Genomic DNA, 17,632 nt, shown 5'->3' on the forward strand with positions numbered 1-17,632 from the left:
GTGTTCGCGCGGGATGGTGCTCGTGTGACGACCGGTCGGCGTCGCCTGCGGGCAGGTCGAGGTCGCGCGGCCGAAGCAGAATTCGGGGCCCTTTACGGTCACCAGCGCGGTGCGCCGGGAAGGGCGATGGACGATGTCCGGCGCCGGCCGAAGGGCGAACAGGGGGCATCGTCCGTGCGATGTGACGGTGGTCCGAAGAGTGTCAGTGGCCAGGCCGGCTCGAGCGCATCTGCCACTGGGTCATGGCGCCGAAGGCCAGAACGGTGCCTCGGCGGGTGGCGAAGCGGGAGACGAGGGTGCTCAGCCAGTTGAACCTGCCGGAGACGACGCTGGGCGGCGGGTTGCGCCGGTCCAGCGCGCGCAGTGCGGTGGTGACCACTTGGCGCGGGGTCTGCATCCGGACCCCGCGGGCCATGTCATCGGAGCCGAGCGCGTCGAAGAACTCGGTGCGGGTCGGGCCCGGGGAGAGAGCGAGCACGCGCAGCCCGGTCCCTCGCGATTCCTGCCACAGCGCCTCGGTGAAACTCAGCACGAAGGCCTTGCTCGCCCCGTAGACCGCGGCGTTCGGCCAGGGCTGGTACCCGAGTGTGCTGGCGACGTTGACCAGGACGCCGGTCAGCTGGTCGATGAACGCCCTGGTGACGTCGACCAGGCCGGCCACGTTCAGGCCGATCTCCTGCTGGACGCGCTCCGGGTCCTCCTGGCGGAAGGGGGCATGCGTACCGAAGCCGGCGTTGTTGACGAGGCTGGTGACGGTGATCCCGCGTCGGGCCACCTCCTTGGCCAGCGCTTCGCCCGCGCCCGGCACGGTGAGGTCGAAAGGCACCGCCGTGGCGGTGACCCGGTACTTCGCGGACAGTTCGTCGGCCAGGGCCTCCAGCCGGTCCGCGCGGCGAGCGACCAGCACGAGGTTCGAGCCGCGCTCGGCGAGCCGGCGGGCGAACTCCGCGCCGAGTCCGGCACTCGCCCCGGTGATCAAGGTGGTCTGGGTGCGGTAGTCAATCCCGGTCATGGCGGTCGGGGACGCGGTGCCCTTGCGGGTACCCCTTCCCCTGCTCCTTTCAATCCTTGTGACGGTCGGAAACCGTCATCTGGTGCCGAGGCGGACCGGGAGGCCCGTCTCGGCGATGGTCGTGACGATGAGGGTCGTCATCCCTGGCTGCGGGGCGGATCACGTCGACCGCGCCCTGAGGCTCGGCTCCGCTCCGGCTCACGTGATGCGTCGCAGGATGCGGTCCTTGCGGCGGGTGTAGGGCGGATAGGTCACGCGCAGCGTGTCGGCCTGGAGCGGCTTGTCGAGGACGGACTTGATGTGACTGAAGGTGTCCAGGGAGTACGAGCCGTGGTAACGGCCCATGCCGCTCTCGCCGACACCGCCGAAGGGCAGACCTGGCACGGCGAGCTGGGCGGTCGGAACACCGAAGGCCAGGCCGCCGGAGGAGGTCTCCGCGGTGAGGCGCCGCTTGGAGCGCTTGGACGCGGTGAAGGCGTAGAGGGCCAGCGGCTTGTCCCGTCCGGTGATGAAGGCGATGGCGGCGTCCAGGTCGGGGACGCGGACGATGGGCAGGACGGGGCCGAAGATCTCGTCGCGCATCACCGGGGCGTCGGGGTCGACGTCGGCCAGCACGGTCGGGGCGATGTAGCGGGCGTCGCGGTCGTGGTCGCCGCCGACGACGGTCCGGCCGTCCTTCAGCAGTCCGGCCAGCCGGTCGAAGTGGCGCTCGTTGATGATGCGGCCGTAGTCATTGCTGCGGGCCGGATCGGTGCCGTACATCTCGCGGATCGCATCGCGCAGGTGCGCCCCTATCTCGGTGCCCGCCTCGCCTATCGCGAGCACGTAGTCGGGTGCGACGCAGGTCTGGCCCGCGTTCATGAACTTGCCCCAGGCGATGCGGCGGGCGGCCGTCGCGAGGTCGGCGCCCGGTTCGACGACGGCGGGGCTCTTGCCGCCCAGCTCCAGGGTGACCGGGGTGAGATGGCGGGCCGCGGCGGCCATGACGATGCGCCCCACCGCGCCGTTGCCGGTGTAGAAGATGTGGTCGAAGCGCTGTTCCAGCAGGGCGGTCGTCTCCGGCACGCCTCCCTCGACGACTACAACGGCCTGCGGGTCCAGGACCCGGGGCAGCCAGTGGGCGAGCACGGCCGAGGTCGCGGGAGCTACCTCGCTGGGCTTGAGGACCACGCTGTTGCCGGCGGCCAGCGCACCGATGACCGGCGCCAGCGCCAGATTGACCGGGTAGTTCCACGGGCTGATGACGAGCACGACGCCCAGCGGGTCACGCACGGTCCAGGCCCGGGACGGCATCAGCGACAGGGGCACGGAGACTCTGCCCGGGCGCAGCCACCGGTCGAGATGGCGCAGGGTGTGGTCGATCTCCCTGACGAGGAAGCCGATCTCCATCATGTGCGACTCGGTCGCGCTCTTGCCGAGGTCGGTGTGCAGCGCCTGCGCGAACACGTCCTCATGCTCCGTCAGCAGACGTCTCAACGCCTGCAGTTGCTGCTTGCGCCAGGCGACGGGCCTGGTGCGGCCGGTGTTGAACGTGGCCCGCAGTCGCGCGACGGTCTCCGCCGCAGAGGCCGCCGTAACGGCGATGTCCGGCTGACCGCCGATGGGTGCGTTGGTGTTCATACCCGGCAGCATATACGAAACGAAAGTCTTTCGTTTCGTTTGCTTGTATACTTGTCGTGTGACCTACCGCACCCTTGCTCAACGTTCCGTACGGCAGCCCGACCATCCAGTCCGCTCCGCCGCCCAGGAGCCCCGCCGGATCTCTTCGGGAGCCGCCTGATGACCGGGACGCAGGCACGCCGGGGGCGCCCCCGTGACGCCTCTCGTGACCGTGCGCTGCTGGACGCGACTCTGGCCGTCCTGACCGAGAGCGGTTACGGCGCGCTCACCACCGCCGCCGTCGCGGCCCGCGCCGGAGTGTCCACCGCGACTCTCTATCGGCGCTGGCCGTCCAAGGAGGTCATGGTCGTCGACGCCGCCGCTGCGTACGCCAAGGAACTGACGGCGCAGCCGGACACCGGCACACTCGAAGGCGACCTGCGTGCCCTGCTCCGGGACAAGGCAGCGTCTCTGACCGGCAGAGAAGGAGGGGTGCTGCGCACTCTGATCGGCGAGGCCGCGCACAGCCCCTCCCTGGCCGAGGCCCTCACGAACGCCTTCATGGTGCCCGTGCGCCAACGTATGGAGGAGATGACGCAACGTGCGGTGGACCGGGGCGAGATCCCGCCGGTGGAGCACGCCGACCTGGTCGGCGACCTGGTGATCGGCCCCATGATGAGCAGGTTCTTCCTCACCCCCCTTCCGCCGAGCGAGGTCGACGCCGCCACCGCGGCGGAGACCGCCGAGCGCATACTGCCCTTCCTCCTGCGCGCCCTCGGACACGAGAGGCACGGCACGTGACGAGCGAGAAGTAGCTGCCCGGACGGCAGGCCTTCGAGGAGGATCACCACGAGGGGGCCGACAGGCGGACGCACGGGGCGAGTGACGCGCGCACCCGCCGGGTCAGCGGCCTACCGAGGCGGCTGGTGCCGGCGGGCGCGGACGTCCGTGAGACGGCGACCCTCATCGCCCACGGGATGCTCATCAACTTCCTGATGGTGGGCCACCGCACACTCTTCGGCCGCCGCCCGAGCAGCGCTGCCGGCTCGTCGCCGACGACGCCGTAACGTCCGTCGGAACCATCCGCGCCAGGGTCTTCAGATGCGCCGCCGCATGCGGGTTCCCGGCCAGGGCCGTGCCCTTCGAGATGCGCGGTGCCAGGTCCGCCAAGAACTTCACGCAGAGTGACAGATCAGTCGTTCAGAAAGCTCAGGATGTGATCGGCAACCTGCTTGGGCTGTTCGAGGTGGAGGAAGTGTCCGGCACGGGGCACGACGACGCGTTCGAAGCCGTTCTTGAACACGGCGTCCATGCCGTCGCTCAGCTCCACGGACATGCAGTTGTCGTCGGCCCCGTGGAGGTAGAGCGACGGGACGGTGATGGCGCCGCTCGCCCGGGCTTCCAGGGCTCGTGTCGCCTCATCAGCGGGGGGCGAGAACAGCTGACGGTAGTAGCCGAGGGTCTCGGCCAGGACTCCTGGAGCACGGAAGGTGTCCTTGAGCGCGGCCCGCTCCGCATCCGGCAGTTCGTAGCCGGGCGACCACTCCTGCCAGAGCCGGTCGATGAAGGCGAAGTCGTTGAGCTCGACGGCCGGCTCCGCCAGGGCCGTCTGGAAGAAGAACATGTACCAGCTGCGTCGCTGCTGGTCGCCGTTGATGAGCCAGGCGGTTCGCAGTTGCGGGCCATGGGGAACCGCCATGCCGACAAGCTTGCGGACGCGGGTGGCGTCGAGGCTCGCCGCCGCGTACGCCGCCCGAGCACCGAGGTCGTGACCGATGAGATCTGCCCGATCACGCCCGAGCGCTTCGATCAGATTCAGAACGTCCTGCCCGGTCGCTGACGCGCGATAGGAGCCGTCAGGCGCCGCGCCGGCAGGCCAGTATCCGCGCTGCGCGGGGGCGACCGCCCAGTAGCCGTCCTCTGCGAGGCGGTCGAGAATCCCCACCCAGGAGCCGGCATGGTCGGGAAAACCGTGGAGGCACAGGACGAGCGGCCCGCTCCCGGCCTCCAGGATCGGAACCTCCAGTCCGCCTGCCTGGACCGTCCTGCGACGGATGCCGTCACCTGCGGAGGACCCACCTGTCGTCGAGTCCTTGCCGGACGGATGCGTCCGCGGTCGTTGTGTCTCTGGTGCCACGCGTTCAACCTCCAGGCCGCTTTCGCGGCGTCGCGAGCCGGCAGGCCCGCACCGAGCAGTGAGCCCTGATGTCTTCGAGCACGGCCACGGCGACGCCTCCCGGGTCGGCCGTGGGCGCGTCGAGACGCAGGGAGTCGGCCTGCGGCCGGAAAGCGGCCCTGGGGCGCTGTAGGGCGTGTCAGCGACCGGCCACGACAGAGCGGAGTGCCGCCTCGCGCAGTACCGCGCCACGTCTCCGCCGGAAACTCCCTTACGACGCAATAATCGTATGACTTTTACTCATTTCAACCCAACCGGATGTGATGTTCGCTACCCCCTCACCCTCTGACACTCCGGGCCCATCGCTGACCCAATCACGAAAGGAGCAAAATCACCATGCTAATTTCAAGGATGAGGACCCGTGTCACGGCCGACAGGCAACACGGCCGCCGACGTCCCCCAGCCGGACCGGACGAAAGCGTTCGACGCACAGTCCCAGGCCGGCTTCGGTGAGGCATTCGCCGCGGACATCGATCGCGCACGTGTCCGGAGTGGACCGCGGTGGCCCTGGGCGGACTGCACATGAAGGGCGTGACCGTTCGCGTGCGCGACGAACAGGACCGCATCGCGAGCGTGGCCGTCCATCACCGCTTCCTCGACGAGAGCCTCATACTCTCCGAGCGCGCCGGACAGCAGTTGCTTGATGCCCTCGACCCGGACGACTTCTACAACCCGGAGGTACGGACACGCTGACGGGCCCGGTGAGCGCGCAGGTTCTCAGGGTTGCCGCAGGTCTTGGTGGAGTGCCATACACCGCTGTTGTTGCGGGAGCGGTCGAAGAACGCCGTTGTGCAGCGCGTATTGCGGCAGATCTTGAGTCGGCGCCAGGTGTCCGCCTGCTGAGCCTGGAACACCTCCAGGAGCACCAGGGCGGCCACATACCGCCAGCCCTGGCCACGAGGCTCCAGGACAGCCCGTCCATTGCGGTCCATCCGCACGGCCGCCGCCGCGACATGAACGGCGGGCACAACGGTCTGCCCGTCGGCGTCCGCGCTGTCGTCGTTGCGTGAGGCGAGAAGCCGCCGCAACTCAGCACGCAGGCCGCGCAGTTCCTCGAGATCGCTCTCGGTGAGATGCACCGGTGCGGCAGTTTGCTCCCTCTCCTGCGCCCAGCAGTCCAGCGCCTGATCGACCCAGGCCTGTGCGTCGGCGAGGCCGTCCAGGAGATCGGCTGCCCGGGGTCGGCCGGCGGGAATGGTGTTGAGCAGGTCGTGCACGAGCGCCAGCCCGAGCGGCGCCGGATCGACCTCGTACCGCGTGGACGCGGACCACGCCATGGCCCTGCCTCCCTTTCGCTGACCGTTCGCCTCTACCGACATGACCGTGACCGTTTGGCCACTGACTCAGGGTACGACACCACTGCCCTCTTGAAGCGAAAGGAGCTAAAGGCGTAAGGTTCTTTCATCTTGATGGGCAACGCAGCCACACGAAGGGTGTCGTTCATGAACGCGTCCGGCCCCCGGAGCCCCCAGGAGGCTCGCCCTGCCGCCGAGGGACTGGGCGCCGCCGTACGGTCGTGCTTCCCGGCGCACGGGCTGCCGTCGTCGGCGGGGCAGACCGCCGGCCGCACCTGGAGCGCCCTGAAGCGGTCGCCACGCAGCTCGCACCCGGCCCTCACCATGACCCACGGCTACGGCGGAGCGGTCCGCGGATCCTGCCTTCTGCCGTTCGCCGAGCTCTTCGCCGAGGCGGGATTCACCGTGCTGCCGCACGAGCACCGCACCTTCGGCGCGCGTGACGGCGAACCGCGCCAGGACATGGACCCTCGGCAGCAGATCACCGGCCGGCGACGAGCCATCACCTGCCTGGAGAGCCGGCCCCAGGTCGACACCGCCGGGATCGAGCTGCGGGGCACCGGTCACGCCGGGCGGCCTCCCACTCGTCCTGGACGGGACCGGTCGCCGACTACGCGCCATCGTCGCCCAGGTGCCCACACACGCGGGCCGCAGTGGACTTCTCTGTCGACTACCAGGGCGGGCGGGCACCCCGGGTCTCCTCCACGCCCCTCCTCGTGATCGTCGGCAAGGACGACCACTCGCCCGCTCCGGCCTCGCGCTGACGGCCTACGAACGAGCCCTGGAACCTAAGCGGCCGACGCTCGCAGACGGCCGCCGCTTCGGCCCGTACAGCACGCGGTCCCCCATCGCCGCGCAGTCCGCACTGGACTGGCTCCGCGAGCACCCCACCTGACCGACGGCGAACCCGCCCGCACTGTCCCGAACCAAGGAAGTCCCATGTCCGTTCTCACCCACTCCCTAGACGGCGACGTCGCCACGATCGTCCTCGACAACCCCCCGCAGAACCGCTTCGCACCCGAGTTCACCCAGGAACTCAGCGACATCGTCGACGCCATCACCCGCAGCCCTGCCCGCGCCGTGGTACTGCGGGCCGAGGGACCCGACTTCAGTTACGGCGGCGACTTCCGCCCCTGGGTCGGCGCCGGCCTCACCAGCCTGCGGGCCGACTTCGACCAGGCCCTGGCCGTGATCAACCGGTTCGAACAGCTCCCGATCCCGGTCGTGGCCGCGGTGCAGGGGCTGTGCTACGGCGGCGGCTTCGAGCTCGCGCTGCGGGCCGACATCATCCTCGCCGGTGAAAGCGCCCGCTTCGGCCATCCCGAGCAGTCGCTCGGCATCGTCACCCTCCTCGGCGGAATTCACCGTGTCGCCGAACGGGCCGGCCGGGCCCGCGCCTACGAATGGGCACTGACCTCCGAGCAGGTACCTGCCACGGTCATGGCCGAGGCCGGCGTCATCAACCGCGTCGTCCCCGACGACGAACTCCACGCCGAGGCCGAGGCCTTCGCCCGCAAGATCGCCCAAGGCCCCACCCGGGCGCACGTGGTGCACAAGGCGCTCCTGCGCTCCTGGGCCACGGGCGGCATCCCGGCCGCCGACCAGCAGCTGTCCGACCTCGCCGTCCCGCTCTTCGAGACCGAGGACGTCAAGGACGGCCTGGTTTCCGCCGCCAAGGCCCTCAAGGAGGGACGCCCCCGCCCCGTACTGCCCTTCAAGGGCCGCTGACCCGCAACTCCCCCCACACTCACCAAGGGACACCACGTGATCATCGACTCCGCCGACCTGGACGCGAAGTCCGCCTACAAGCTGCTCATCGGCAGCGTCATCCCTCGCCCCATCGCCTGGGTGAGCACCCTGTCCACCGAAGGCGTGGGCAACCTGGCCCCCATCTCCTTCTTCACGGTCGTCGGGCGCAAGCCGCCCCGGATCTCGCTGTCGTTTCAGCCGCGCTCGGACGGGGCCACGCTCAAGGACAGCTTCGTCAACATCCGGGACACCGGCGAGTTCGTCACCAACATGGCCACCCTGCCGCAAATCGACGGGTTGAACCGAAGCGCGTTCGAGTTCGAGCCCGATGTCGACGAGTTCGACGCGGTCGGGCTGGAGAAGGTGCCGTCCGAAGCCGTTCGTCCGCCGCGTATCAAAGGGGCGCCCATCGCGTTCGAGTGCACCGTCGAGCACATCTTCTCGTCACCCGACGGACTCAACAACGCCGTCTGGGGCAACGTGGTGCGCTTCTACATCCGGGATGACCTCTACGTGGACGGCCGGATCGACTTCGGCGCCATCGCACCGGTGGGGCGACTCGCCGCCGAATACACCCTGGTGAACAACGCGTTCGAGACGCCGCTCGACCCCGAGGTGCTCAAGGAGCACTCAGGACACCGGATGGAGCGCCTGGACCGGAAGGACACGTACTACTCGCCGATCGACACGCCCCACTGGTCGCCGTCCGGCTCCACCACCACCCTCGACTGACAGTGGGGGTGGGACGCGGTGCCCCTGCCCGCGGGGACCGGCTCGCCGATTGACCGACGTCTCGTGATCACCGTGGGGTCGGGCTTCGGCGGTCCCGTCACCACCCTTCGGCTCGCCGAAAGGGGCTACCGAGTCGGCGTGATGGAGGCGGGCCGCCGTTTCACGCCCGGCTCGCTGCCCAAGAACTTCTGGGACATCAAGAACTACTCCGGCACCCAGCCTCGGCATGTACGGCATCCAGCACATCCATTCGCTGGCAACGTCGTGGTGCTGGCCGGAGCGGGCGTGGGCGGCGCCGTTCGCAGCGCGCGGTGGACGCCGGGATGGTGATGACGCTCCAGCGACAGCAAACGCGGCATCCCGTCACATGAGGACCTCTCACGTGGCCCATGACAACATGCACAGGCTTGTAAAGGGCCGCCCACCCACCTGCGGGTGTGCCTTCTTGGCGGCCCTTCCACCGACCTCCCGCCGACCTCTCGCCGGCGCGCGATCATGCCAGATCCCGCAACGCTGTCCAGGGCGCAAGCCCTGGCAGGCTGGGCGCGCCGGCAGTCTCCGCAGCACGTCGCGCCCAGGGGCGTGCGCATCACGAGGTGCAGCGCTCGACCTGCCCGTACAGGCACCGGCTCCAGCCCAGGCCCGCCCCCAGACGACAGCACGACAACACGGCGACGCGGCACAGCGTCGCCGTGACCCGACACCCGAACTCGTACCGCGATCTCAACAAGACCGCCCCGTGCGTCGTGGAATCGGAACAGACACTGCTCAGCCGATCAGACGGCGACGACGACTTCCTCTGCGCCCGCGATGCCGAACCACGGCACCGCCTGTCTCCGGGACGACCCGATGCCCTCACCCATGCCCTCCCACGCCCATTGGCTCACCGGCGGTTCCTGGATCACGGTGCGCGGCCGCGCGGGCCGACACCGCCTGTTCGTCCGGCAGGACGGCCCCGAAGACGGCCGGCCCGTCACGCTCATACACGGCTTCCCCACCTCCTCACACGACTGGTCGCTCATCCTGCCCCACCTCACCGACCTGGGACTCCGCGTCACGACCTTCGACCTGCTCGGGTTCGGCGCGAGCGACAAGCCGCCCCGCCACACCTACTCGGTGATGGAGCAGGCCGACCTGACCGAAGGCGTATGGACCCACCTCGACATCGGCGACACCGCCATGGTCGCTCACGACTACGGCGTCACCGTGGCCCAAGAGCTCCTGGCCCGAAACTCCCGCCGCGTCACCCGCATGGTGTGGCTCAACGGCGGCCTTTACCCCGATCTGCACCGCCCACTGCGCATTCAGCGTCTCCTGCACGGCCCCTTCGGCCCCCTGCTCAGCCACGGCATCAACCAAAAGACATTCGCCAGATCGATGCGCCGTCTCATGGCACGTCCCGCTTCCGACCAGAACCTGCACGAGATGTGGAATGGCATCGCCCTGCACCAGGGACACCTGCTGGCGCCACGTCTGCTGCGCTACATCGACGAACGCCGCGCCCACGAAACACGATGGGTCACGGCCCTCGAGGACTTCAACGCCCCGACCCTCTTCGTCTGGGGACCCCGTGACCCCATCAGCGGTGCCCACGTCGCCCGGAGAATCCGTCAGCGCTTCCCTCACGCACACCTACAGGAACTCAACGACCCCTTCCCAGTCGGCCACTACCCACAGATCGAGGCCCCTGACGAAGTCGGTTCTCTGACCGGGAAATTCCTCAGCTCGCCTCCCGGGCTCGCGCGTGACTAGCCTGCCGGCTGGACCTGGCCACCCGTGAGGTGTTCGGTCACGCGACGTCCGACCACCAGCGCGTGCGTCTGGTCGTCGGCGCGCTGAAGACGGCCCACGGCCGCGGCCGGTCCGCAACCCGGCCGCCTCGCGCATGGGGAGCGCTGAAGCGAGCACACATCCGCTGAATTCCCGGATGAAATAGTCGAGTTGGATTCGGCACTCCCGCCGCCTTGCACAGCGCGTCGACGCCGATACCGACGCCGTCTCGGTAGGTGAGCCTGGCCGCCGCCTCCAGCAGGCGCTCTCTGGAACTTGGCTTCGCTTCGGTGGTCATATCGCGAGGTCGACTCGAATCGGACGTGCTGAAACCCGATCGGTTTCCAGGGTGTTGGGAGCCGATCGGCGCCGCCCGCTGCGCTGAAGTCCGCTCAGAGGCTCGGCGACGGTCTCGGGGGAGAAAGACCGTCGCCGAGCCCTGCTGGGTGCACGCCCCTCGTCCCCACGGGGGCGGCACACACGGGGCCACTCCGCACAACGGCCCCGTCCTGGGGATGCGGAAAGAGTTCCGCTACACCGGGGTGGCGTTCTTCTCGGGCTCCGTCTCGACCGGGATGCGGTGCAGCCCCTTGCGGTCGTACCACCCCAGCACGCCGAAGCCGAACAGCACGGCCACCACGAGGCCGACGGCCATCATGACCCAGCCCCGGGTCAGACCCGCGTCGCCCTGCGCGTCGTAGTAGAGGATCGAGCGGACACCGCCCGCGATCTGCCGCAGGGGCTCGAACTCCGCAAGGAATCGGTAGAAGCCGGGCAGCGCCTGGATCGGCGTGGTGGCGTTGGCCGTCGGCACCGCCATCCCGATGAAGACCAGCGTGGCCACCAGCATGCCGGGCGTGCCGAACACCGCGAGGAGGGCGAGCGCGCCGATCCCGGACACCGCGACGGCGCACACCGAGAACAGCCACAGCAGCGGCAGGTGAGAGGCGTCCATGCCCATGATGCCGATCGCGCCCACCATGACCAGCGTGCCCATCAGGAGGGACAGTACGGCCATGACGGTGCTGCTGATGGCGAGGGTCTGCACCCGGGTCGCCCGAATCAGGGGACGGTGCAGGCGCAGCGGGCCCATGTCGTTATGGGTGTAGCCGAGGGCGTGGTCGACCTGGCCGCTGATGACGTTGGCGGAGAGCATGCCGCAGACCACGAGGGCGAGTGCGTAGTAGAACGCGGTGAGGCCCAGGCCGCTGTGCGAGTCGAGCGGATGGCCGTCCTCGACCGTGACGGCGGCCGGGTCGGCGAGCAGGACGCGCGCCGCGGCGGGCAGCTTCGCCTGCCGGGCGCCGGTCCGTGCGGTCAGTTCCTTGCCTATGTGGAGCGAGGCGCTCTCGGCCGCCCGCGTCGTCGCGACCCGCGCCAGACTGGAGCCCAAGCTGCCGGCGGACTGGTTCGTCAGCACTGTCAGCGCCGGTCGGACCGGGGTTTCGGCGGTCGCAGTGCCGGTCAGGGCGGCGACCGAGGACGTGAAGTCGGCGGGCACGACGAGCGCACCGTACAGCTTGCCCTTGCCGAGCTCTTCCTTCACCTCCCTCTCGCTCATCACCTTCCAGTCGATCTTGTCCCCTCCCGCGGTGGACTTCCTGATCGAGTCGGTGATCTGGGCTCCCATGTTGACCTGCTTGCCGCCGACGGCGGCTCCCTTGTCTGCGTTGACCAGACCGACGGGCAGCTTCTTCATGTGGCCGGCCGGGTCGATGTTGGCGCCGACGTACAGCACGGCGAACAGCAGCGCGAGAACGCCGGTGATGACGCCGCCTGCGATCCACAGGGGTTTCGCGCGCAGCACGCGGAAGGGGTGCATTCCATTCATGACTTACTCCGGCCTGGACAACACAGCTACATCGGGAGAGGACCGGACGGCACCGTCGCCGGACCGGGAACTTGGTGACTCAAAATCCTTCAGCACGGCTCGCGGCGACCGTTGAGGGTGAGCCCTCCCGACGCCCCGACCGCCGTCGGCGAAGCGGCGACGGCACCCGTGAATCACGGCCCGACCGCCCATCAAAAGGAAACCGGTCGGTTTCACAACCATGGTAAACCGATCGGTTTTTGGATCCAAATCGCTCGGGCTCCGTCGCGGCCGCGTGGAGCACCGCCGCCGTCCCCAGGAAGGCCCCATCGCGGTGGCGGGCTGTCGGCGCCGAGGTGGTCCCGAGGACCGAGGCTGACGGTTCGGCCGTCAGGCGGTTGAGGTGATCGTTCATGCCACGCCGACCCGAACCGGGCTCAGGGTGTTCTGGTGGTCCTGACGGTCGGCTCGCGGTCGCGTCGCACGGTCACTCGCGCCGATCGCCCCCGGCCGGTGCCCTTCGGTGTCGTGGTGGATCGGTGTGACCGAGTCGCTCAGGGGCAGGCCTGTTCCGCCGTGGCGTGCGGCGACGATCTCGGCCGCGATGGACAGGGCCGTCTCCTCGGGCGTGCGGGCACCGAGATCGAGGCCGATCGGTGAGTGCAGGCGGGTCAGTTCGGCTTCGGTGAGGCCGATTTCGCGGAGTCTGCGGTCGCGGTCCTCGTGGGTGCGGCGGGAGCCCATCGCGCCGATGTAGGCGGCCGGCAGCCGCAGGGCCGTCTCCAGGAGGGGTACATCGAACTTGGCGTCGTGGGTGAGGACGCACACCACCGTGCGGTCGTCGGTCCGGGTACGGCGTAGGTAGCGGTGCGGCCAGTCGACCACGATGTCGTCGGCCTCGGGAAAGCGTGATCGGGTGGCGAAGACGGGTCGGGCGTCGCACACAGTGACGTGGTAGCCGAGGAACTTGCCCATGCGCACCAGCGCCGCGGCGAAGTCGATGGCGCCGAAGACGAGCATGCGGGGCGGCGGCACGCTCGACTCGACCAACACGGTCAGGTCCGGCTCGCAGCGGGATCCGTCCTCCGCCACGTCGAAGGTGCCGGTGCGGCCGGCGTTCAGCAGAGAGCGGGTTTCGTTGACGACGGCGCGGTCCAGGTCTGGCTGTCCGCCGAGTCCACCTTCGCAGGATCCGTCGGGACGGACCGCCAGCGCCCGTCCGAGGAGCTCTGCCGGGCCGCGGACCACGCGGGCGAGTGCCACCGGCTCGCCCCGGGCGGCGGCCGACAGCGCCCTCTGGAATGTCTCCCTGCCGGGCGCGTCGGCCGGCAGGGGCGTGACCAGGATGTCGAGGACACCACCGCAGGTCAGCCCGACGGCGAAGGCGTCCTCGTCGCTGTAGCCGAACCGCTCGCGCACCGCCTCGCCGTCGGCGAGCGCCTGAGTGCACAGGTCGTAGACCGCGCCCTCCACACAGCCGCCGGAGACCGAGCCGACGGCCGCTCCGTCGGCGTCCACGGCAAGTGCGGCGCCCGGCCCGCGCGGGGCGCTGCCGCTGACGGCCACGACGGTGGCGACGGCGAAGTCCCGGCCTTCCGCAAGCCACCGCTCCAGCTCGTCCGCGATGTCCAGCATGGGTGTTTCTCTCTTGTCGTGGTGCGCAGATCGGGCCGTCGTCTCAGAGCAGTCTGTCCAGCGTGATCGGCAGGTCCCGGATTCGCTTGCCGGTCGCGTGATGGACGGCGTTCGCGATCGCGGCCGCCACGCCGGTCATGCCGACCTCGCCCAGGCCGATGATGCCCAGGGGCATCGTCTTGTCCGGTTCGTCGAGCCAGGCGACGTCGATCGGGGGGATGTCGGCGTGCACGGGCACGTAGTAGGAGTCGAGCCCGGCGCTCATGGTGCGGCCGTTGCGGGGATCGACCAGACTCTGCTCCGACAGCGCCATGCCGATACCCATGACCACGGCCCCGCGCAGCTGGCTCGCCGCGGTCTTGGGGTTGATGACGCGGCCGACGTCGAACATGCCGAGCCAGCGCGCGATCCGCAGTTCGCCGGTGTCGGCGTTCACCCGCACCTCGCAGAACTGCGCGCCGCGGGCGGCCTTGGACCAGCGCTGGTCCTTCAGGAAGGTGGACAGGAAGCGGCCCTGACTGCCCAGCGCACCCCACCGGGTGGCCGACCCGACCGACGCCTCGACGAACGGGCGCCGCGCCGCGCGCAGGGCGGCCGCCGGTTCCTGGCCGGCCGTGCCCGTACGCCGGGCCAGGGCATTCACCTTCCGGGTCAGCTCGGCGCATGCGGCGAGGACGCTGGTGGCCACCGTCGCCGTCTGGTTCGAGTTGCCGGCCATCGGTCCGGACGGCAGGGCCGAATCGCCGTACTCGACCCGGACCTTCTCGTAGGCGATGCCGAGCGCGTCCGCGGCGATCTGTGCCTGTACGGTCGCGGCGCCCATGCCCATCTCGTGGAAACCGCACTGCACGAGCGCGCTGCCGTCGTCGCTCAGCCGTACCTTGACGTCGGCGACCAGGCGCACGGTCGGGTGGTAGGCGGCGGCCGTGCCCATCCCGACGAGCCACTCGCCGTCCCGCATGGAGCGAGGTTCGGGGTTGCGGTCCGCCCAGCCGAAGCGTTCGGCGCCGGTCTCGAAGGCTTCACGCTGCATCCGCTGGGAGAACTTCTTGCCACCCGTCGGATCCGTTGCGGGCTCGTTGCGCAGCCGCAGGGCGATCGGGTCCATGGACAGCTCATAGGCGAGTTCGTCCATCGCCGATTCCAGCACGAAGCTGCCGATCGCCTCGCCGGGGGCGCGCAGCCAGGTGTTGGGCATCAGATCCATCGCGACGAGGTGCTGACGGGTCAGCATGTTCTGGGCGCCGTAGAGGTGCCGGGCCGGCGAGCTGGTCGCCTCGAGCAGGCCCCCGACCGAGCCGGTGCGGGTGATGCTGTCCTGGATCAGCGAGGTGAGCCAGCCGTCGCGGGTCGCACCGAGCGCGATCCGGTTGGTCGAGGCGGTACGCCCACCGGTGGCGCGGCTGACGGCCCTGCGGCTCAGCGCCAGGCGCACGGGCCGTCCGGCAGCCTTGGCCGCCATCGCCGCGATGACCGTGCCGGGCCAGACGGCGAACTTCGCGCCGAAGGCGCCCCCCACGAACTCGGCGTGGACGCGGACGTGGGACGCCGGCACACCGAACCGCCAGGCCAGGTAGCGGCCGGTCTGGTTGATGGCCTGGGCGGTGTCGTGCACGGTGAGGTGGTCACCGTCCCAGACGGCGACCGTCGCGTGCGGCTCGATCGCGTTGTGCTGCAGGCCGGGCGTGGTGTAGCGCAGGTCGACCGAAACGTCCGCAGCGGCCAGCGCCGCCTCGGCGTCCCCCTTCTTCGTCTGGCCGGCGAAGGTGAGGTCGCCCTTTGCCGGGGTGGCGTTTTTCTGCTCGGCGGCGAAGTCCACCCGTGCGGGCAGCAGGTCGTAGGTCACTTCGACGAGCGGGGCGGCCTCGTTCGCCGCGGCCGAGGTCTCCGCTACCACGACGGCGATCGGCTGACCGTCCCAGAAGACCTGATCGGTGTTGAGGTAGTCGAGGCTGGTCCCCGACACGCTCGGTCCCAGGTCCCGCACGATGTTGGCTTTGCGTACCGGGCGGATCCTCGGTGCGTTGAGGTGGGTGAGGACGGCCACGACGCCGGGCACCGCGGCCGCCGCGGCCGTGTCGATGCCGGTGATCGTGCCACGGGCGACGGTGGCATGTACCAGCGTCGCGTACGTGAGGTTCGGGTAGTGATGCTCGGCGGAGAACCGCACCGCCCCGGTCACCTTCGCGTGGCCGTCCCTGCGGTCGACCGGCCGGCCGACCGCGCCCCCGAGGGGCACGGAAGCGTCCGCGCCGGGCTCGGAGCCTGTTCTGGTGTGTGTGGTCACGATGCGCTCCGCTCAGCGTTGAGTTTCCGCAGCACGGCCACGACCGTCCGCTGGGCCAGGTCGGTCTTGAAGGCGTTGTCGGGCAGGGGCAGGGCGGGGGCGAGTTCGGCGGCGGCGGCCCCGGCGAAGCTCTCGTCGGTGGCTTCGGCGCCGAGCAGCAGCTCTTCCGCGATGTGTGCCCGCCACGGCTTGGTCGCGACGCCGCCGAGTGCGAGGCGGACCTCGGCGATGCGGCCGTCGTCGGCGACCTTGAGTGCCGCGGCGACCGAGACCAGGGCAAAGGCGTACGAGGCACGGTCGCGGACCTTGCGGTAGCGCGAGTGCACCGCCACCGGCACCGGCGGCAACTCGACGGCTGTGATCAGTTCGTCGGCGGCCAGCACCGTCTCGATGTGGGGCGTGTCGCCGGGCAGCCGGTGGAACTCGGCGACCGGGACACGCCGCAGGCCGCGCACGCTCTCCACCTCGACGACCGCATCGAGCATCACCAGCGCCACCGCCATGTCCGAGGGATGCGTCGCGACGCAGTGCTCGCTCGCCCCCAGCACCGCACTGCCGCGGGAGAACCCGCCGATCGCGTCACAGCCGCTGCCGGGTGCGCGTTTGTTGCACGCGGAGGCCTCGTCGTAGAAATACATGCAGCGGGTGCGCTGCAACAGGTTCCCGCCCACGGTCGCCATGTTCCGCAGCTGGGCGGAGGCCCCCAGCAGGATCGCCTGCGCCAGCACCGGATAGCGGGTCCTGATGAGGGGGTCCGCCGCGAGCCGGCTGTTGCTCACCAGTGCGCCGACGCGGATGGTGCCGTCCGGCAGTTCCTCGATCCCGGTCAGCGGCAGGCGGGTGATGTCCACGACCGTCGCCGGGTGCTCGATGCCCTCGCGCATGAGGTCGACGAGGTTCGTCCCGCCCGCGAGGAACTTCACGTCACCACTGTCCGCGATCGTGCGCAGCGCCGTGCCCACGTCCGGTGCGCTGAGGTAGGAGAACGACTTCACTTCGCGACCTCCTTGATCGCCGAGACGATGCCGTTGTAGGCGCCGCAGCGGCACAGGTTGCCGCTCATCCGCTCCCGGATCTCCGTCTCGTCCAGCTCCCCACCGGTGTCGGCGAGATGCTCGGTCGCCGCACTGGGCGCGCCTTCCTTGTGCTCGGCGAGCATCCCGATCGCCGAACAGATCTGCCCCGGCGTGCAGTAGCCGCACTGGAATCCGTCCGTACGGACGAACGCCGCCTGCAACGGGTGGTCGACCCCCTCGATGGTCGTGATCTCACGGCCCTGGTACTGCACCGCCAGCGCGAGGCACGCGTTGATCCGCCGCCCGTCGGCCAGCACCGTGCAGGCGCCGCACGCGCCCTGATCGCATCCCTTCTTGGTGCCGGTCAGGCCCAGGTACTCGCGCAATGCGTCGAGCAGGCTCACCTGTGGCGAGACGGTCAGCCTCTGGGCGGACCCGTTGATCCGCAGCTCGATCTCCACCGTGTCATTCCTCCGGTTCGCCCGTGGGCTCGTTCTCATGGGGGCCATCAGGCACATAGGCCAGGACCAGAGGGACTCCGCTCCGCGGAC

Annotated in this window: 14 protein-coding genes and 2 pseudogenes; 6 read left to right on the forward strand and 10 right to left on the reverse strand. The window is 69.8% G+C overall.

Going from position 1 to position 17,632, the window contains the following annotated elements:
* Window positions 1-202: 202 nt before the first annotated feature.
* Both AB0P24_RS00465 and AB0P24_RS00470 read right to left on the reverse strand, forming a co-directional pair.
* A complete protein-coding gene (locus AB0P24_RS00465) occupies window positions 203-1,012 on the reverse strand; it encodes an SDR family oxidoreductase (RefSeq protein WP_365789522.1) in 810 nt (269 codons plus the stop codon).
* A gap of 198 nt (window positions 1,013-1,210) precedes the next feature.
* Entirely contained in the window at window positions 1,211-2,632 is a 1,422-nt protein-coding gene (locus tag AB0P24_RS00470) for an aldehyde dehydrogenase family protein (RefSeq protein ID WP_365789524.1), read from the reverse strand.
* Between the two features lie 159 nt (window positions 2,633-2,791).
* Here AB0P24_RS00470 and AB0P24_RS00475 point away from each other — a divergent pair, with 159 nt between their 5' ends.
* Complete coding sequence (locus AB0P24_RS00475) at window positions 2,792-3,412, forward strand: TetR/AcrR family transcriptional regulator (protein WP_365789526.1); 621 nt, start codon at window positions 2,792-2,794, stop codon at window positions 3,410-3,412.
* Window positions 3,413-3,803: 391 nt separating this feature from the next.
* Here AB0P24_RS00475 and AB0P24_RS00480 read toward each other — a convergent pair whose 3' ends face one another.
* Complete coding sequence (locus AB0P24_RS00480) at window positions 3,804-4,748, reverse strand: alpha/beta hydrolase (protein ID WP_365789528.1); 945 nt, start codon at window positions 4,746-4,748, stop codon at window positions 3,804-3,806.
* A gap of 570 nt (window positions 4,749-5,318) precedes the next feature.
* On the opposite strand from AB0P24_RS00480, the gene AB0P24_RS00485 reads away from it, so the two are divergent.
* Window positions 5,319-5,480, forward strand: coding sequence for a hypothetical protein (locus AB0P24_RS00485; RefSeq protein WP_365789530.1), 162 nt, complete (start codon window positions 5,319-5,321; stop codon window positions 5,478-5,480).
* Here the strand turns inward: AB0P24_RS00485 and AB0P24_RS00490 are convergent.
* Window positions 5,453-6,064, reverse strand: coding sequence for a CGNR zinc finger domain-containing protein (locus AB0P24_RS00490; protein ID WP_365789532.1), 612 nt, complete (start codon window positions 6,062-6,064; stop codon window positions 5,453-5,455). The genes AB0P24_RS00485 and AB0P24_RS00490 overlap by 28 nt on opposite strands.
* A 957-nt stretch (window positions 6,065-7,021) precedes the next feature.
* Between AB0P24_RS00490 and AB0P24_RS00495 the strand changes: the two genes are divergently transcribed.
* The 4 genes and pseudogenes from AB0P24_RS00495 to AB0P24_RS00510 all read left to right on the forward strand — a co-directional run bounded on the left by AB0P24_RS00495 (window position 7,022) and on the right by AB0P24_RS00510 (window position 10,315).
* Window positions 7,022-7,810 (forward strand): enoyl-CoA hydratase/isomerase family protein, encoded by a 789-nt coding sequence (locus tag AB0P24_RS00495; RefSeq protein ID WP_365789534.1) that lies wholly within the window; start codon window positions 7,022-7,024, stop codon window positions 7,808-7,810.
* Window positions 7,811-7,846: 36 nt separating this feature from the next.
* Window positions 7,847-8,563, forward strand: a complete 717-nt coding sequence (locus AB0P24_RS00500; RefSeq protein WP_365789536.1) for a flavin reductase family protein — start codon at window positions 7,847-7,849, stop codon at window positions 8,561-8,563.
* A gap of 18 nt (window positions 8,564-8,581) precedes the next feature.
* Window positions 8,582-8,857, forward strand: a pseudogene (locus AB0P24_RS00505) (cholesterol oxidase); the annotation flags it as partial.
* Window positions 8,858-9,412: 555 nt separating this feature from the next.
* Entirely contained in the window at window positions 9,413-10,315 is a 903-nt protein-coding gene (locus tag AB0P24_RS00510; protein WP_365789538.1) for an alpha/beta hydrolase, read from the forward strand.
* 199 nt (window positions 10,316-10,514) lie between these two features.
* Here AB0P24_RS00510 and AB0P24_RS00515 read toward each other — a convergent pair.
* The 6 genes and pseudogenes from AB0P24_RS00515 to AB0P24_RS00540 form a co-directional block, all read right to left on the reverse strand.
* Window positions 10,515-10,631 (reverse strand): annotated as a pseudogene (locus tag AB0P24_RS00515) (TetR/AcrR family transcriptional regulator); the annotation flags it as partial.
* 234 nt (window positions 10,632-10,865) lie between these two features.
* Window positions 10,866-12,164 carry an SNG1 family protein gene (locus AB0P24_RS00520; RefSeq protein ID WP_365789540.1) on the reverse strand — a complete coding sequence of 433 codons (1,299 nt, stop codon included), beginning with the start codon at window positions 12,162-12,164 and terminating at the stop codon, window positions 10,866-10,868.
* Between the two features lie 390 nt (window positions 12,165-12,554).
* On the reverse strand, window positions 12,555-13,778 hold the full coding sequence (locus AB0P24_RS00525) for an XdhC/CoxI family protein (RefSeq protein WP_365789542.1): 1,224 nt from the start codon (window positions 13,776-13,778) through the stop codon (window positions 12,555-12,557).
* 43 nt (window positions 13,779-13,821) lie between these two features.
* Window positions 13,822-16,065, reverse strand: coding sequence for a xanthine dehydrogenase family protein molybdopterin-binding subunit (locus AB0P24_RS00530; RefSeq protein WP_365789543.1), 2,244 nt, complete (start codon window positions 16,063-16,065; stop codon window positions 13,822-13,824).
* Window positions 16,062-17,060, reverse strand: a complete 999-nt coding sequence (locus tag AB0P24_RS00535) for a xanthine dehydrogenase family protein subunit M (protein WP_365789545.1) — start codon at window positions 17,058-17,060, stop codon at window positions 16,062-16,064. Before AB0P24_RS00535 ends, AB0P24_RS00530 begins: the two co-directional genes overlap by 4 nt.
* Complete coding sequence (locus tag AB0P24_RS00540; RefSeq protein ID WP_365789547.1) at window positions 17,057-17,581, reverse strand: 2Fe-2S iron-sulfur cluster-binding protein; 525 nt, start codon at window positions 17,579-17,581, stop codon at window positions 17,057-17,059. Before AB0P24_RS00540 ends, AB0P24_RS00535 begins: the two co-directional genes overlap by 4 nt.
* Between the last annotated feature and the right edge of the window lie 51 nt (window positions 17,582-17,632).

The sequence above is a fragment of the Streptomyces sp. NPDC086519 genome (assembly GCF_040686075.1).
In the GTDB taxonomy this organism is placed as follows: domain Bacteria; phylum Actinomycetota; class Actinomycetes; order Streptomycetales; family Streptomycetaceae; genus Streptomyces; species Streptomyces shenzhenensis.

Coding starts and splice junctions, on each gene's coding strand:
- AB0P24_RS00465 (WP_365789522.1), bottom strand. CDS start 1,012: ATGACCGGGATTGACTACCGCACCCAGACCACCTTGATCACCGGGGCG.
- AB0P24_RS00470 (WP_365789524.1), bottom strand. CDS start 2,632: ATGAACACCAACGCACCCATCGGCGGTCAGCCGGACATCGCCGTTACG.
- AB0P24_RS00475 (WP_365789526.1), top strand. CDS start 2,792: ATGACCGGGACGCAGGCACGCCGGGGGCGCCCCCGTGACGCCTCTCGT.
- AB0P24_RS00490 (WP_365789532.1), bottom strand. CDS start 6,064: ATGGCGTGGTCCGCGTCCACGCGGTACGAGGTCGATCCGGCGCCGCTC.
- AB0P24_RS00495 (WP_365789534.1), top strand. CDS start 7,022: ATGTCCGTTCTCACCCACTCCCTAGACGGCGACGTCGCCACGATCGTC.
- AB0P24_RS00510 (WP_365789538.1), top strand. CDS start 9,413: ATGCCCTCACCCATGCCCTCCCACGCCCATTGGCTCACCGGCGGTTCC.
- AB0P24_RS00520 (WP_365789540.1), bottom strand. CDS start 12,164: ATGAATGGAATGCACCCCTTCCGCGTGCTGCGCGCGAAACCCCTGTGG.
- AB0P24_RS00525 (WP_365789542.1), bottom strand. CDS start 13,778: ATGCTGGACATCGCGGACGAGCTGGAGCGGTGGCTTGCGGAAGGCCGG.
- AB0P24_RS00540 (WP_365789547.1), bottom strand. CDS start 17,581: ATGAGAACGAGCCCACGGGCGAACCGGAGGAATGACACGGTGGAGATC.